This window comes from Saccharothrix mutabilis subsp. mutabilis (assembly GCF_039521145.1).
Taxonomy (GTDB): domain Bacteria; phylum Actinomycetota; class Actinomycetes; order Mycobacteriales; family Pseudonocardiaceae; genus Actinosynnema; species Actinosynnema mutabilis.
The window spans coordinates 85,611-101,139 of the sequence record NZ_BAAABU010000012.1; the positions used below are offsets into that span (position 1 = coordinate 85,611).

A 15,529-nucleotide genomic window follows, 5' to 3' on the forward strand; every position below is an offset into this window, starting at 1 on the left:
GACACTTACTTCGAACAGGTGTTTGATCTGGACAACGAGTGCGACTACCTTCACAACCGAAGATCGACGTACAGCCGGCCTGGGCGATCGGGACCGGTGAGGAGGGAAGCACTGTGGCTCGCAAGACCAATGACGACCTGCGCATCGCCGATGTGCCCTCCGTGCCCGAACCCGCGGACATCGCGGGCAACGCGGGACTGACCCTGCGCCAGCGCAAGGTGCTCGACGTGATCCGGGACTGGCTGGACCGGTTCGGCTACCCGCCCAGCGTGCGGGAGATCGGCGAGGCGGTCGGCCTCACGTCCACCTCCTCGGTGGCCCACCAGCTGCGCGCGCTGGAGCGCAAGGGCTTCCTGCGCCGCGACCCGAACCGGCCGCGCGCGGTGGGCGTGCTGCCCACGGAGATCGTGACCGGCCTGGACCCGGCGTCCAAGCCGACGCCCGCCTACGTGCCGATGCTGGGCCGGATCGCCGCCGGTGGTCCGATCCTGGCGGAGGAGGCGATCGAGGACGTGTTCCCGCTGCCCCGCGACCTGGTCGGCGAGGGCGAGGTGTTCCTGCTCAAGGTCGTCGGCGACTCGATGGTGGACGCCGCCATCACCGACGGCGACTGGGTCGTGGTGCGCCAACAGCCGACCGCCGACAACGGCGACGTGGTGGCGGCGATGATCGACGGCGAGGCCACGGTGAAGACGTTCAAGCGCAAGGACGACCACGTGTGGCTGCTGCCGCACAACCCGGCTTACGAGCCGATCCTGGGTGACGAGGCGACCATCCTGGGCAAGGTGACGGCGGTGCTGCGCCGGCTCTGAGGCCGGGCGGTCCGGCTGGTCGGGCGGGTCGAGAGATCTTACCCGATCGAGTGACATGCAGGATTCGGAACCGATCGGCGACTCGGGCGTCCCGTGAAGTAGGAGGAACGCGGGAGGCGGGAGGGGCCGGTCGGTTCCGGCACGTCCGGGCACGGGTTCGGCTGGGTCCGGCGAGGGCTGCGGCGCGGCGAGGGCTGCGGCGCGGCCGGCACTGCGGTGCGAGCGCGGCGTGGCGAGGGCTGCGGCGAGGCGAGGGCTGGGTCCGGCGAGGGCTCGGGCGCGGCCGGCACTGCGGTGCGAGCGTGGGCGTGGGCGTGGCGTGGGCCTGGGACGCGGCGCGGGCGTGGGCGTGGCGCGGCCGGCACTGCGGCGCGGCCGGCGGCGGGGTGCCGTGGGTCGGCGCGGCCGGCGGCGGGTGGCGTGGGTCAGCGCGGCAGGTGGCGGCAGCGCGGCGTGGGTCAGGTTCGGCGGCGGGTGCGGGTGCGGCGGACGCCGAGCCAGACCAGGGCCAGTGCGGCTGCGCCCGCGGCGATGACGGCCCACGGGGAGATGTCGCTGCGGTCGGCGGCCGGCGCGGGGGAGGCTGCCGTGTCGCCGGTGCCCTGGGGTGGTGGGGGCGTGGTCGTCGTGGGTGCGGGGGCGGCCAGGGCTGCTGCGCCGGGTACCGCGCGGATGGTGGAGCGGGAGGCGTTGGGGGCGAATTCCGTGGCCGAGAGCAGGGTGCCGTCCGGGTCGAAGGCGATCGCCTCGCCCTGGGGCTCGTTGGGCAGCGGGACGCGGACCGGGTCCGATTCCAGCGCCTTGGCCAGGTCGCCGTCGTCGGGCACCGGGAACAGGTACGCGTCGGTGTAGGTGCGCAGCGCCGCCACGCGGCCGTCGTGGGACATCGCGCCGCCGGTCACCAGGCGGGTCACCACGGTGCTCTCCAGCGGGCCGCCGGGGGTGTCGGTGCCGCGCATGGACACGCGGGCCACCTGCTCCAGCGGGGTGGGGGCGGCGTCGGACAGGTCGGCGGTCGGGCGGTAGACCAGGGCCGAGCCGATGGGTTCCTTGGTGACGATGTGCGGGACGCCGCGGGCGTCCAGGAGCAGCGCCTCGGCGTCGTGCTTGCCGTCCGGGTAGGTCAGGCGGAACAGGCGGGACGTGCCGTCCGGGGAGATCGCGTGCAGCGCCACGGTCTCGCGGGTCTTGCCGTTGTCGCCGGTGTCGGCCAGCCACACGGTGCCGTCCGGCGCCAGGGCCAGGTCCTCGACGTCGTACGGGTTCGCGGGGGCCGTGATGGTGCGGGTGACCCCGCACGACCGGTCCAGGACCTGCACTTCCACGCGACCCGGGTCGCTGTCGTTGACGGCGAACCACTCGTCGCCGTTCGACGCCAGGCCCGACAGCTCGGCCAGCTTCGGCGAGGTGAGCGCGCACACGTCGGCGACGGCCGGCTCCGCCGAAGCGGGACCGGCCGTCAGGACGAGTGCGGCCAGGGCCGCCAGTGGCGCGCGCAAGGGATCAGGCGCGGCTTCCGTTCACGGCGAACTGCTCCAGCACGCCCGCCAGGTCGGGGCGCACGCGAGCGCTCAGCTCGGTGCCCTCCTCGGTGTGCCGCTCCTTGAGCACCTCGCCCTCGCGGTGCACGCGGGCCACGATCTCGCCGCGCGCGTACGGCACCAGGGCGTCCACCACGACCTCGGGGCGCGGGATCAGCGAGGCGATGCGCTCGCGCAGCTCCCCGATGCCCTCGCCGGTGTGCGCCGAGACGAACACCGCCGTGGGGAACAGGTGGCGCAGCCGGGCCAGGCCCAGGTCGCCCACCGCGTCGATCTTGTTGACCACCAGCAGCTCGTGCGGCATCGAGTCGTGCCGCTCGCTGATCTCCGAGATCACCTCGCGGACCGCCGTGACCTGCTTCTCCGGCATCCCGTCGGACCCGTCGACCACGTGCACGAGCAGGTCCGCGTCGGCGACCTCCTCCAGCGTCGACCGGAACGCCTCCACCAGCTGGTGCGGCAGGTGCCGGACGAAGCCGACGGTGTCGGTCAGCGTGTAGGGCAGGCCCTCGGGGGTCTGGGTGCGCCGCGTGGTCGGGTCGAGGGTGGCGAACAGGGCGTCCTGCACCAGCACCCCCGCCCCGGTCAGGGCGTTGAGCAGGCTGGACTTGCCCGCGTTCGTGTACCCGGCGATGGCCACGTTCGGCACCGCGTTGGCCACCCGCGCGCCGCGCTTGGTCTCCCGGATGACGCTCATCGCCGCGATCTCGCGCCGCAGCTTGGCGATCCGGGCGCGGATGCGCCGGCGGTCGGTTTCGAGCTTGGTCTCACCGGGACCGCGCAGGCCCACGCCGCCGTTGCCGCCGCCGGCGCGACCACCGGCCTGCCGGGACAGCGACTCGCCCCAACCGCGCAGGCGCGGCAGCAGGTACTGCAGCTGCGCCATCTCGACCTGGGCCTTGCCCTCCTTGGTCGAGGCGTGCTGGGCGAAGATGTCGAGGATCAGCGCGGTGCGGTCGATGACCTTGACCTTGAGCTTCTCCTCCAGCTGCCGCAGCTGGCCGGGGGACAGCTCGCCGTCGCAGATCACCGTGTCCGCCCCGGTGGCGATCACGACGTCGCGCAGTTCGGCGACCTTGCCGGAGCCGATGTAGGTGGCCGGGTCGGGCCGGTCGCGCCGCTGGACGAGGCCTTCGAGCACCTCGGAGCCCGCGGTCTCGGCGAGCAGCGCCAGTTCGGCGAGCGAGGCCTCGGAGTCGGCCGCCGTGCCCTCGGTCCACACGCCGACCAGCACGACGCGCTCCAGGCGGAGCTGCCGGTACTCGACCTCTGTGATGTCCTCCAGTTCGGTGGACAACCCGGCGACGCGGCGGAGCGCGGCGCGGTCGGCGAGGGCCAGCTCGCCGGTGGACAGCTCGGCTTCGTGGTCGAGCCAGTCGTTGCTGTTGTGCGTGTTTTCCGTCATTTGCCCTTCATCGTCGCATGTCCCGCCGCCGGCGCCGAGTGGTTAATCGCCTGGGTACACCGCCAGGTAGATCGCCACACGCTCCCCTTCCGGGTCGTCCGGTTCAGCGGCCAGCTCATCCAACAACGTGCGGAGACGCCGTTTTAGTTCCCGGGCGTTCACCCTCGTCACCAGGCGTGTCTGGTCGACCCGGTCGTGGCCCAGCTCGGCCACCTCGGACAGGAACGCCTGGAGCATCGCCTCGCCCTTGGCGTGCGGGTCGACGCCGGACAGCCGCCAGGACAGGCCGGTGGACAGGTAGGGGATCTCCCGCGCGCCGCGGTTGCCGGTGCGCGCGGGCTGGGGTTCGAGGAAGCCCGTGGCGACGAGTTTGCGCACGTGGTGGAGGGTCGTGGCGGGGTCGCGGCCGAGGCGTTCCGCGATCTCCTTGTTGGTCATCGCCCGGTCGTAGGTGAGCCGGATGATGCGCAGCCGCACGGCGGAGGCGAGGGCGGCGGCTTCGGCCTCGGTGGCGGGGCGTCTCTGCACGGGTCCAGAGTAAGTGATTGACACTTTCCAATCACTCCCGCGAGACTGCTGCGCGTGTCCCTGTGGTCCCACCGCGACTTCCGCCTGCTCTGGGCAGGCGACACCATCAGCTACTTCGGCGCGTCCGTCGGTCGGGTCGTGCTGCCCCTGCTCGCCGCGGGCACCCTCGCGGCGACGCCGTTCCAGATGGGGCTGTTGACGGCGGCGAACACCGCCGCGTTCCTGCTCATCGGCCTGCCGGCGGGCGTGTGGGTGGACCGCATGCGGCGACGCCCGATCATGCTGACCGCCGACTTCGTCCGCTTCGGGCTGCTGCTGTCCGTGCCGCTCGCGTGGTGGCTCGGCGCGCTGACCCTGGTTCACCTGATCGTGGTAGCCCTGCTGGTGGGCGCGGCCACGGTCATGTTCGACATCGCCTACCAGTCGTACCTGCCGGTGCTGGTCGGGCGGGACCAGTTGGTCGAGGGCAACGCCAAGCTGACCGCGAGCCAGTCCGTGGCCGAGGTGTCCGGGCCCGCGGTGGCCGGTGGTGTCGCCCAGGCGGTGGGCGCGGCCAACGGCGTGCTGGCCACGGGCGTCGGCTACCTGTGTTCGGCGCTGTTCCTGATGCGGATCCGCACGCACGAACCCGAACCGGTGAGGTCCGCGAAGCCCGATCTGGTGGCGGAGATCGGCGAGGGGTTGCGTTTCGTGTTCGGCAACCGGTCGTTGCGCGCGATCGTCGGCACGACCGGCACGGCGAACTTCTTCGGCGGCATGGGGACGGCCGTCATCGTGCTGTTCCTGGCCCGGACGCTGAACCTGTCCGACGGCGTGATCGGGCTGGTCCTGACCTCGGCGGGGCTGGGCGGCGTGCTGGGCGCGCTGACCGCGAACCGGTGGAACAAGCGGTTCGGCCAGTTGCGGGTGATCTGGCTGGTCATGCTGGTGACCCAGCCGTTCGGCCTGCTGATCCCGCTGGGGGCGGCGGACTGGCGGCTGGTGTTCGTGTTCGTCGGCGACCTGGCGGTCGCGTACGGGGCGATCGTCTACAACATCGCGCAGGTCAGCTACCGGCAGTCGATCTGCCCGGACCACCTGCTGGGGCGGATGAACGCGTCGATCCGGTTCGTGGTGTGGGGTTCCATGCCGTTGGGCGGCCTGGTCGGCGGTGTGCTGGGCGGGCAGTACGGGATCGTGTCGACGTTGTGGCTCGCGATGGCCGGTCAGGCGCTGGCCGTGCTGTGGGTGCTCTTCTCGCCGCTGCGGGCGCGGGAGGCCGTGGCGGCCTGATCGTCGTCGGGCGGGTGGTCGTGTCGCCGCTTCACGGCGTCAGAGGGCGTCCCACCACGCCTGGTCCAGCTCGCCGCGCGCGAGCAGGACGGCCGGGCCGGTCAGGGTGGAGGTGTCCTCCTCGATGACGACCGAGACCTGTCCACCGGGGACGTCCACAGTGGCCTTGCCGGTGCGCTGGCCGGTGCCGTGCAGCCACGACGCGACCGCCGCGACCGTGCCCGTGCCGCACGAACGGGTCTCGCCGACCCCCCGTTCGTGGACGCGCATGCGCAGAGCGCCGTCACCGAGCACGTTCACGTACTCGACGTTCACCCCGTTGGGGAACACCGCGGCGTCGAACTCGGGGGTGTCGCGCAGCAGGTCGAGGGTCGCGACCGGGGTGGTGGTGACGCACGCCAGGTGCGGGTTGCCGACGTCCACGGCCACGCCGTCGAACGACGCCGCGCCGAGCGTGGTCGAGGACGTGCCGAACACGCGGGCCGGGCCCATGTCGACCGTGACGGTGCCGTCCTCGTGGGCGATGACGTGCCGCTGACCGGCGCGGGTGCCGATGGTGGACTCGCCGGTCGGGATCAGGCCCTCCGACACCAGGTAGCGCACGAACACGCGGACGCCGTTGCCGCACATCTCGGCGATGGAGCCGTCGGCGTTGCGGTAGTCCATGAACCACGGGCCGAAGTCGGGGCGCACCACCCGCAGCACGCCGTCCGCGCCCAGGCCGCGCTGCCGGTCGCACAGCGCCCGCACGCGCTCCTCGGTCAGGTCGAGCAGACCGTCCGGGTCCGGCAGGACCACGAAGTCGTTCTCGGTGCCGTGCCCCTTGAGAAATTCGACGCCCACGCCCACCAGGCTACTTCGCCACGAGCCGCAGGACGTCGTCGGCCAACCCCGGCGCGGCGGCGTCGAACCACGTCACCCGCCGGTCCCGCCGGAACCACGACCGCTGCCGCCGCACGAACCGCCGCGTGGCCCGCGCGGTCTCCTCGGCCGCCGCCGCCAGGTCGCACTCGCCGTCGAACGCCGCGAGCACCTGCTGGTACCCCAGCGCCCGCGACGCCGTCCGCCCTTCGCGCAGGCCGCGGGCCTCCAGCTCGCGCACCTCGGCCACCAGCCCGGCCGCGAACATCCGCTCCACCCGCAGGTCGACCCGCTGGTCCAGTTCGGCCGCTTCCCGGTCCAGTCCGACCAGCACCGTGCCGTAGCGGGCGGGACCCGGCTTGGGCAGGGTCGCCGAGAACGGCTGCCCGGTCAGCTCGATGACCTCCAGCGCCCGCACCACGCGCCGCCCGTTGGACGGCAGGATCGCCAGCGCCGCCGCCGGGTCCAGCCGCGCGAGCCGGTCGTGCAGCACCCCGGCACCGACCGCCGCCAGCTCCTCCTCCAGCCGGGACCGCACCGCCTCGTCGGTGGCGGGGAACACCAGGTCGTCCAGCACGGCCTGCACGTACAGCCCGGACCCGCCGACCAGGACCGGCACCCGTCCCCGGCCCAGGACGTCCTCGATCGCCGCACGGGCTTCGCGCTGGTAGACGGCGACGTGGGCGGTCTGGGTGACGTCCAGGACGTCGAGCTGGTGGTGCGGCACCCCCCGCCGCTCGTCCGGGGACATCTTGGCGGTGCCGATGTCCATGCCCCGGTAGAGCTGCATCGAGTCGGCGTTGACGACCTCCCCGCCCAACTCGACCGCGAGCCGCACGGCGAGGTCGGACTTGCCGGTCGCGGTGGGGCCGACGACGGCGATGGGCGCGTTCACGCCGCTAAGCCTCCCAGACGGCCACGTGGTACCCGACGCCGAAGGGCGCCGAGAACTCCGACCGCGTGCACCGCCACGGCCCCGGCACGCCCGCCAGGACCTGCCACGCCGCCCGCCCGGCCGCGCCCAGTTCGTCGGCCACGACCGGGTCCAGGGCCTTCAGCGCCTCGGCGTCGGCGTGCACGAGCGCCGCGCGCACGCCATCGTCGAACGAGCCCGCCCGGTCGTCGGGCCTGCCCACGGCCTGCTCCCCGTGCCGGTGCGACCCGTCGCCCAGCACCAGCAACGCCCGGTTTCCCGAAGCTCCCAGCTCGGCCCCCAGCGCCACGCAGTCGGCGGTGGGCAGGTCCGGCGGCACGAGGTGGACGCGCACGCTGCGTGCGCCCGCGTGCTCGCGCAGCCACCCCGCCACCAGGGCGGGCAGGGGCATCGCCGGTTCCACAGAGGACGGCTCCGCCGAGAGCGAAACGGGCACGTCGACGCCGAAACCGAGAAACGATCCGGCAACGTTTTCCAGCACCCGCGGACCCGTCGGGTCGGCCGCGACGGCGGTCCAGTCCAGGTCGTGGGCGGCCAGGTCGCGGGCCGCGGCGAGGCAGGCTGCCCGCACCGCTTGGGTTTCGGCCACCGCGCCACCCACGAGTTCGGGCACCAGCAGGGGCGGGTGCGGCACGACGGCGACACGCGAGATCATGGCGGCCCACGCTACCCATCAGCCACCACCAGTACCGATGCGAGCCCTGACCTGTTTGAATGCGCGCGGGGTACTGGGGACTATTGAGGAGTCGCGGTACCCGGGTGCTGGGCCCCGCCGTAGGCGGGGCGCCCGTGGTCGGCACGGGCACCACGAAGTGGGCAGGCGAGGAGGAAGCCGGCGATGACGGAACACGAGACGACACCGGAAGCCACTGGCGACAGTGGCACGGGGGCGGTGGTCGAGGAGACGCGGACGGTGAGCGCACCTCCGCCGGTCCCCGTGGCGTCGGACCACCCTGACCGCTGGGGGCGCGTGGACGAGGACGGCACCGTCCACGTCAAGACGGCGGACGGTGAACGGGTCGTCGGTTCCTGGCAGGCGGGGGAGCCCGCCGAGGGCCTGGCGCACTTCGCGCGCCGGTTCGACGACATCCGCACCGAGGTCGAGCTGCTGGTGACGCGGCTGACCTCCGGCGCGGGCGACCCCAAGCACGCGCTGACCAGCGCGAAGCACGTCCAGGAGAGCCTGAAGGACGCCGCGGTCGTCGGCGACCTGGCCGCCCTGTCCGCGCGGGTCGAGTACGTCCTGGTGCTCGCCGAGCAGGGCCTGGAGGCCGCGAAGGCCGCCAAGGACGAGGCCCGCGCGCAGGCCGGCGCCCGGAAGCTGGCGCTGGTCGAGGAGGCCGAGGCGCTGGCCGCGGAGTCCACCCAGTGGAAGGCCGCCGGCGACCGCCTGCGGGCCATCCTCGACGAGTGGAAGACCATCCGGGGCGTCGACCGCAAGACCGACGAGCAGCTGTGGCGGCGGTTCTCCAAGGCGCGCGACGCGTTCAACCGGCGGCGGGGCTCGCACTTCGCCGACCTGGACCGGCAGCGCGGGGTCGCGAAGAACCGCAAGCAGGAGCTGGTCGAGGAGGCCGAGAAGCTCGTCGAGTCCGACGACTGGGGTCCGACCGCCGGCCGCTACAAGGACCTGATGGTCGAGTGGAAGGCGGCGGGCCGCGCCCCGAAGGAGGCCGACGACGCCCTGTGGCAGCGCTTCCGCGCGGCGCAGGACGCGTTCTTCGCGCGCCGGTCGGAGGCCTTCAGCGAGCGGGACGCGGAGTTCGCGGCCAACGCCAAGCTGAAGGAGGAGCTGCTCGCCGAGGCCGAGCACATCGACCCGAGCCACGACCTGGAGGCGGCGCGGCAGCAGCTCTACCGCATCCAGGAGCGGTGGGACGCGATCGGCAAGGTCCCGCGCGAGCGCGTGCGGGAGCTGGAGGGCAAGCTGCGCGCGATCGAGGAGAAGGTGCGCGGCGCGGTCGACGCCCAGTGGCGGCGCTCCGACCCCGAGGCCGAGGCGCGGGTCGCGCAGTTCCGCGAGCGGGTCGAGCAGTTCGAGGCCCAGGCGGCCAAGGCGCGGTCGGCCGGTGACAAGCGGCGGGCCGAGCAGGCCGAGGCGCAGGCCAAGCAGTGGCGCGAGTGGCTCGCGGCGGCCGAGCAGGCCGTGGCCACCCGGTAGGTCGAAGCAGCACGGAACGGGCCCCTCCCCGCCGCGGCGGGAAGGGGCCCTTCTCGCTACTGGAGCGCGGGGCGGGAAGCGGCGATCTTGAGCCACTTCACCAGCAGCACGACGATCGCGATCACGGCGACGACCAGGCCCGCGCCCGGTCCCGGACCCGGCTGGTGACCCGTGGTCGTCTGGGTCATCCAGATCGACAGGACGCCGCTCACCGACGCGGCGAAGGACGCCAGGGCGCTCAGCCACGCCAGCGCCCAGCGGCGCACGGCCAGGGCGGCGGCGGGGAACAGCACACCGGCCACCAGCACCGCGTACGAGAACACCTTGGGCATCGCCGGCGCCTCGCCGAGCAGCACCCGCAGCCCGGTGTCCTCGCCCACCCACGGCAGCACGAACGACACCAGGACGGCCAGGACGGCCACCGCGATCAGCATCGCGCCCGCGCCCGGGTCGAACCGCTTGGCCGCCGAACGGCCGACGCCGTCGATCTCCGCGCGCAGGCCGGCCAGGTCCTCGGGGTCGTCGCTCATGCGACCGTGCACCCGCCCGTCGCGGCCGGCAGCGGCTCCGGGGCGCCGAACTTCGGCAGGCCGAGGGTCACACCCGCCGTCTTCGGCCGGATGCCCGCCTCCGAGCGGTCGCCGGCCTTGGTGCGGCGGTGGCTGATCAGCGGGCCGTCGGCGATGAGGTTGTGCGGGGCCGCGTAGGTGATCGCGGTCTCGACCACGTCACCCGGGCGGATGTGGGTGTCGCCCGGCGCGAAGTGCACCAGGCGGCCGTCGCGGGCGCGGCCGGACAGGCGGTGGGTCTCGGCGTCCTTGCGGCCCTCGCCGTTGGCGACCAGGACCTCCACCGTGCGGCCGACCTGCAGCTTGTTCTGCTCCCAGGACATCTCGTTCTGCAGCGCCACCAGCCGCTCGTAGCGCTCCTGCACGACCTCCTTGGGCAGCTGGTCGGGCAGCGTCGCGGCGGGCGTGCCGGGGCGCTTGGAGTACTGGAAGGTGAAGGCGCTGGAGAACCGGGACTCGCGGACCACGTCCAGCGTGGCCTGGAAGTCCTCCTCGGTCTCGCCCGGGAAGCCGACGATGATGTCGGTGGTGATGGCCGCGTCCGGCATGGCCGCGCGGACCTTGTCCAGGATGGACAGGTACTTCGCGGAGCGGTACGAGCGGCGCATCTCCTTGAGCACGCGGTCCGAGCCCGACTGGAGCGGCATGTGCAGCTGGTGGCACACGTTCGGCGTCTCGGCCATCGCGGCGATGACGTCGTCGGTGAAGTCCTTAGGGTGCGGCGAGGTGAAGCGGACGCGCTCCAGGCCGTCGATGCCGCCGCACGCGCGCAGCAGCTTGCCGAACGCGAACCGGTCGCCGAACTCGACGCCGTAGGAGTTGACGTTCTGCCCGAGCAGGGTCACCTCCAGCACGCCCTCGTCCACCAGCGCCCGCACCTCGGCCAGCACCTCGCCGGGCCGGCGGTCCTTCTCCTTGCCGCGCAGCGACGGGACGATGCAGAACGTGCACGTGTTGTTGCACCCGACCGACACCGACACCCAGCCCGAGTAGGCCGAGTCGCGGCGGGCGGGCAGCGTGGACGGGAAGGTCTCCAGGGCGTCGAGGATCTCGACCTGGGCCTCGCGGTTGTGCCGGGCGCGTTCGAGCAGCACCGGCAGCGACCCGATGTTGTGCGTGCCGAAGACCACGTCCACCCACGGGGCGCGCTTGACGATCTCGCCCTGGTCCTTCTGCGCCAGGCAGCCGCCGACGGCGATCTGCATGCCCGGGTTGGCGGCCTTGGCGGGCGCGAGGTGACCGAGGGTGCCGTAGAGCTTGTTGTCGGCGTTCTCCCGCACCGCGCAGGTGTTGAACACCACGACGTCGGGGGTCGCGTCACCCTCGGCGGGCGCGTAGCCGGCGTCTTCGAGCATCCCGGCCAGGCGCTCGGAGTCGTGCACGTTCATCTGGCAGCCGAACGTGCGGATCTGGTAACTGCGGGTCACTCCCACCCCATCCTTCCGTCGGGTCCAGGGTAGAGCGTGGACGTGCGACGATGCGCGGGTGTCGGGAGTGCTGCTGCGGGTGCAGGCGGCCGGGGCCGTGTTGGCCCTGGCCACGATGTCGCTGACCGCGTGCGGCGACGAGTTCGACCACGTCAAGCTGACCATGGCCGCGGGCAGCGACTCCGGGGTCTACCACCGGCTCAGCGGCGCGCTGGCCGACTCGTGGACCCGCGACCCCGGCATCCCGCACCCCCAGGTCGTCGTCACCGCCGGGTCGGTGGACAACCTCGACCGGCTGGCCGCCAACACCGCCCAGGTGGGCTTCTCGGCGGCCGACGCGGCGGAGCGCGCCCACAACGAGGGCAAGGGCCACCGGATCTCCGCGCTGGCCCGCATGCACGACGACTACCTGCAGGTCGTGGTGCGCGACGACATCCCGGCCACCAAGCTCACCGACCTGCGGGGCCTGCGCGTCTCGCTGGGCGCGCCCGACTCCGGCGTGCTGGTCATCGCCGAACGGCTGCTCCAGTCCGCCGGCATGTCGCCGACCACCGACCTCCAGCCCCGCTACCTCGACCTCAACGCCACCACCGACGCCATGCGCGACGGCTCGCTGGACGCGTTCTTCTGGTCCGGCGGCGTCCCCACCACGGGCGTGCGGACGCTGGCCACCACGGTCAAGATCCGCATGCTGGACCTGAGCGACGTGCTGCCGCGGCTGCGCGCCCGCTACCCCGTCTACGGGTCGGCCACCCTGCCCGCCTCGGCCTACGAGCTGCCCGGCGGCCCGGTCACCAAGCCGGTCACCACCCTGGTCGTGCGCAACTTCCTCCTGGTCAACGACACGATGTCCGACGACGTGGCGGAAGCGCTGCTCAGAGGCCTGTTCGGGGCGCAGGACGCGATGGTGGCGGCCAGCCCGGTGGCCCGGTCGATAGAGGTCCGGTCGGCCATCGAGACCACGCCGATCCCGCTGCACCCGGGCGCGATGCGCTACTACCGCGACGTCAAGGTCTGAGGCTCACACCGCCGGGAACGTGACGCTGACCCGCAACCCGCCCTCCGGGGGCAGCGACAGCTCCACCGACCCGTCCACCCGCTCCACGATCTGCCGCACGATCGCCAGCCCCAACCCGGAACCCTGGATGTTCTGGTGCGCAGGCGACCGCCAGAACCGGTCGGTGGCCCGCTCCAACTCCTCCGGCGCCAGCCCCGGCCCCTCGTCGCACACCGACAGCCGCACCACCCCGTCGCGCCGCCGCACGTCCACCCGGACGAGCGTGTCGTCGGGCGCGAACTTCAGCGCGTTGTCCAGCAGGGCGTCCAGCACCGCCTCCACGCCGCGCGGCGGGGCCAGCGCCCGGCCGCCGCGTTCGCCGTCGAGCACCAGGTGCACCGAGCGGGCCGCGGCGGCGGCGTTCCAGGCCGACAGCCGGCCCGCCACGGCCTGGTCCACGTCCACCGGCAGCGGGTCCACCGACGGGGCGGCGGCGCGGGCCATGGCCAGCAGCTCGTCCAGGATGCGGTTGAGCCGGTCGGCCTCGTCCAGCGCGGCCACCTGGTGCACCTCGGCCTCGCCGGAGACGTGACCCTCCAGGTTGGACAGCCGCAGCTTCAACGCGGTCAACGGGTTGCGCAGCTGGTGCGAGGCGTCGGCGACGAACGCCCGCTGCGCGGCCAGCACGTCGGTCACGTTCGCCGCCATCTGGTCGAACGACCGCGACAGCTGCCGCAGCTCCGGCGGACCCGACGCCGACCCCACCGGCTCCACGGCCCGCCCGGACACCACCGACGCGAGCAGCCTGCCCGTGGCGTCGTCCAGCGCCCGCACCGGCCGCAGCGTCCAGCGCACCAGCGGCAGCGCGGCGAACACGCCCAGCGCCAGCACCAGCAGGCTCGCCACGAGCAGTACCGACCACCACAGGGCGACCTCGCGGCGGGTCTTGTCGGTGGGGGAGAAGGTGACGATCGCGCCGCGCACCTCGCCGTCGGCCAGCACCGGCTCGGCCAGCACCAGCTCGACCCGGTCCCACGGCATGAACAGCGCCGGCGCGGTCGGCTGCCGGCCCGCCAGCGCGCTGTCCACCAGCTCCCGCACGCCGTCCGGCGACACGTCCACCGGGCCGGACGCGGCGACCACCGTGCCCGACCGGTCCAGCAACGCCACCTTGATCCCGTACAGCTCCTGGTAGCGGACCAGCTCGCGCTCCATCACCGCCGGTTGGTCGTCGATGAGGGGACGCTGCGCGACCGACGCGAAACGCGCCGTGTCGGTCAGCCGGTCCAGGAACATCTCCTGCTGCTCGGTCGCCGCGACCCCGCGCCCGAGCGGCACGCCCATGCCGACCAGCACCAGCACCACCAGGGTGAGGACGATCCCGAGCAGCCGCGAGCGCATGTCAGCCGGTCACCGACAGCCGGTAGCCGACGCCGCGCACCGTCTCCAACAGCGACGGCCGCCCGAGCTTGGTGCGCAGGGTCGCCACGTGGACGTCCAGCGTCCGGTTCGCCCCCGCCCACGTCCGGCCCCACACCTCGGCCAGGATCCGCTCCCGCGTGCACACCGCGCCACCCGCCGCCACCACCAGCGCCAACACCTGGAACTCCTTGCGCGACAGCGCCACTGGTTCACCCGCCACGGTGACCTCGTGGCGGGCCAGGTCCACCCGCACGTCGGCCACCTCGAACACCTCCGTGCCGGTGCCGCCGACCCCGACCGGGTCGCCGCGCCGCCGCCGCACCGCGTGCACGCGCGCCACCAGTTCACCGACGTCGTAGGGCTTGACCAGGTAATCGTCCGCGCCGGCGTGCAAACCGAGGATTCGGTCGTCGATTTCCCCGCGGGCCGACACGACGATGATGGCGACGTCACTCGCAGCCCTGATATTGCGGCAGAGCGTGACCCCGTCGATATCCGGCAGACCCAGGTCGAGCAACACCACGTCGATACCGGCCAACCGATCGAGCGTCCCCCGACCGGTTGCCTGTCGGTCTACGCTGAAACCCCGCCGTGTCAGCGCCGGGACCAGTGCTTCTGCCACGCGGTCGTCGTCTTCGACCAACAGCACGCGCACCGGCGTCCTCCCGAGTTATTGTCGCCTGCCTGTGACAGAGTTGAGACCCTAAGTCTTGCTCAACCGCCTGGACTGGTGTGGTGATTCACACCTAGGTTTCCCGCCATCGCTCTCCGAGCCCCGACTGGAGGATCTGATGACCGCCCCCACACCTGCTCCGCCGATGATCCGGATGGCGGGCGTGGACAAGTTCTTCGGGCCTCTCCACGTTCTCAAGCAGGTCAACCTCGAAGTGCCCAAGGGGCAGGTCGTCGTCGTGCTGGGGCCGTCGGGCTCGGGCAAGTCGACCCTGTGCCGCACGATCAACCGCCTCGAACCGATCAACGCCGGCACCATCGAGGTCGACGGCCAGCCGCTGCCCTCGGAGGGCAAGGAGCTGGCGCGCCTGCGCGCGGACGTCGGCATGGTCTTCCAGTCGTTCAACCTGTTCGCGCACAAGAGCATCGTGGACAACGTGATGCTCGCGCCGGTCAAGGTGCGCAAGACCCCGTCGGCGCAGGCCCGCAAGACGGCCATGGAGCTGTTGGAGCGGGTCGGCATCGCGAACCAGGCGGAGAAGTTCCCCGCCCAGCTCTCGGGTGGGCAGCAGCAGCGGGCGGCGATCGCCCGCGCCCTGGCGATGAGGCCCAAGGTGATGCTGTTCGACGAGCCGACCTCCGCGCTGGACCCGGAGATGGTCCAGGAGGTGCTCGACGTCATGACGACCCTGGCCCGCGAGGGCATGACCATGCTCGTGGTCACCCACGAGATGGGCTTCGCCCGCAAGGCCGCGGACCGGGTGATCTTCATGGCCGACGGCGAGGTCGTCGAGGACTCGACGCCCGAGGACTTCTTCTCGGCACCGAAGTCCAACCGCGCGAAGGACTTCCTTGGCAAGATCCTGACCCACTGAAGTCCCTTTGACCGCGGCGCTCAAGCCTGGCGCCGCCAGACCCCGACGAAGAG

The 15,529-nt window shown here is 72.7% G+C and carries 15 protein-coding genes; 5 read left to right on the forward strand and 10 right to left on the reverse strand.

Features of this window, described 5'->3' with window-relative positions:
• Positions 1-113 precede the first annotated feature (113 nt).
• Positions 114-812, forward strand: coding sequence for a transcriptional repressor LexA (gene lexA / locus ABD126_RS24200; RefSeq protein ID WP_425542871.1), 699 nt, complete (start codon positions 114-116; stop codon positions 810-812).
• 458 nt (positions 813-1,270) lie between these two features.
• On the opposite strand, the gene ABD126_RS24205 is transcribed toward lexA, so the two are convergent.
• Genes ABD126_RS24205 through ABD126_RS24215 form a run of 3 tightly spaced genes read right to left on the reverse strand, consistent with a single transcriptional unit; the run spans position 1,271 to position 4,286 of the window.
• Positions 1,271-2,311, reverse strand: coding sequence for a hypothetical protein (locus ABD126_RS24205; RefSeq protein ID WP_343936180.1), 1,041 nt, complete (start codon positions 2,309-2,311; stop codon positions 1,271-1,273).
• A 4-nt stretch (positions 2,312-2,315) separates the two neighbouring features.
• On the reverse strand, positions 2,316-3,758 hold the full coding sequence (gene hflX / locus ABD126_RS24210) for a GTPase HflX (RefSeq protein WP_343936181.1): 1,443 nt from the start codon (positions 3,756-3,758) through the stop codon (positions 2,316-2,318).
• 42 nt (positions 3,759-3,800) lie between these two features.
• On the reverse strand, positions 3,801-4,286 hold the full coding sequence (locus ABD126_RS24215; protein WP_343936182.1) for a helix-turn-helix domain-containing protein: 486 nt from the start codon (positions 4,284-4,286) through the stop codon (positions 3,801-3,803).
• A 45-nt stretch (positions 4,287-4,331) separates the two neighbouring features.
• Here ABD126_RS24215 and ABD126_RS24220 point away from each other — a divergent pair, with 45 nt between their 5' ends.
• The gene (locus ABD126_RS24220) at positions 4,332-5,558 is read left to right on the forward strand and encodes an MFS transporter (RefSeq protein WP_343936304.1); all 1,227 of its coding nucleotides are present in this window, start codon (positions 4,332-4,334) and stop codon (positions 5,556-5,558) included.
• Between the two features lie 39 nt (positions 5,559-5,597).
• Here the strand turns inward: ABD126_RS24220 and dapF are convergent, their stop codons facing one another.
• Genes dapF through ABD126_RS24235 form a run of 3 tightly spaced genes read right to left on the reverse strand, consistent with a single transcriptional unit; the run spans position 5,598 to position 8,008 of the window.
• Positions 5,598-6,401, reverse strand: a complete 804-nt coding sequence (dapF, locus tag ABD126_RS24225; RefSeq protein WP_425542872.1) for a diaminopimelate epimerase — start codon at positions 6,399-6,401, stop codon at positions 5,598-5,600.
• A gap of 10 nt (positions 6,402-6,411) precedes the next feature.
• A complete protein-coding gene (gene miaA / locus ABD126_RS24230) occupies positions 6,412-7,314 on the reverse strand; it encodes a tRNA (adenosine(37)-N6)-dimethylallyltransferase MiaA (RefSeq protein ID WP_343936184.1) in 903 nt (300 codons plus the stop codon).
• 4 nt (positions 7,315-7,318) lie between these two features.
• The gene (locus tag ABD126_RS24235) at positions 7,319-8,008 is read right to left on the reverse strand and encodes a class III extradiol ring-cleavage dioxygenase family protein (protein WP_343936185.1); all 690 of its coding nucleotides are present in this window, start codon (positions 8,006-8,008) and stop codon (positions 7,319-7,321) included.
• Between the two features lie 183 nt (positions 8,009-8,191).
• On the opposite strand from ABD126_RS24235, the gene ABD126_RS24240 reads away from it, so the two are divergent.
• Entirely contained in the window at positions 8,192-9,514 is a 1,323-nt protein-coding gene (locus ABD126_RS24240) for a DUF349 domain-containing protein (RefSeq protein ID WP_343936186.1), read from the forward strand.
• 56 nt (positions 9,515-9,570) lie between these two features.
• Here ABD126_RS24240 and ABD126_RS24245 read toward each other — a convergent pair whose 3' ends face one another.
• Together ABD126_RS24245 and miaB are read right to left on the reverse strand one after the other, a co-directional pair.
• Positions 9,571-10,044, reverse strand: a complete 474-nt coding sequence (locus tag ABD126_RS24245) for an Rv2732c family membrane protein (protein ID WP_343936187.1) — start codon at positions 10,042-10,044, stop codon at positions 9,571-9,573.
• Positions 10,041-11,510, reverse strand: a complete 1,470-nt coding sequence (miaB, locus tag ABD126_RS24250; protein WP_425542873.1) for a tRNA (N6-isopentenyl adenosine(37)-C2)-methylthiotransferase MiaB — start codon at positions 11,508-11,510, stop codon at positions 10,041-10,043. Before miaB ends, ABD126_RS24245 begins: the two co-directional genes overlap by 4 nt.
• Before the next feature lie 58 nt (positions 11,511-11,568).
• Between miaB and ABD126_RS24255 the strand changes: the two genes are divergently transcribed.
• Positions 11,569-12,528, forward strand: a complete 960-nt coding sequence (locus tag ABD126_RS24255) for a TAXI family TRAP transporter solute-binding subunit (RefSeq protein ID WP_343936189.1) — start codon at positions 11,569-11,571, stop codon at positions 12,526-12,528.
• Between the two features lie 3 nt (positions 12,529-12,531).
• On the opposite strand, the gene ABD126_RS24260 is transcribed toward ABD126_RS24255, so the two are convergent.
• Positions 12,532-13,908: a sensor histidine kinase gene (locus ABD126_RS24260; protein WP_343936190.1), complete on the reverse strand. Its 1,377-nt coding sequence runs from the start codon at positions 13,906-13,908 to the stop codon at positions 12,532-12,534.
• A 1-nt stretch (position 13,909) separates the two neighbouring features.
• Positions 13,910-14,584, reverse strand: a complete 675-nt coding sequence (locus tag ABD126_RS24265; protein ID WP_343936191.1) for a response regulator transcription factor — start codon at positions 14,582-14,584, stop codon at positions 13,910-13,912.
• Between the two features lie 163 nt (positions 14,585-14,747).
• Here ABD126_RS24265 and ABD126_RS24270 point away from each other — a divergent pair, with 163 nt between their 5' ends.
• Entirely contained in the window at positions 14,748-15,476 is a 729-nt protein-coding gene (locus ABD126_RS24270) for an amino acid ABC transporter ATP-binding protein (RefSeq protein ID WP_343936305.1), read from the forward strand.
• The last annotated feature ends 53 nt before the right edge of the window (positions 15,477-15,529 follow it).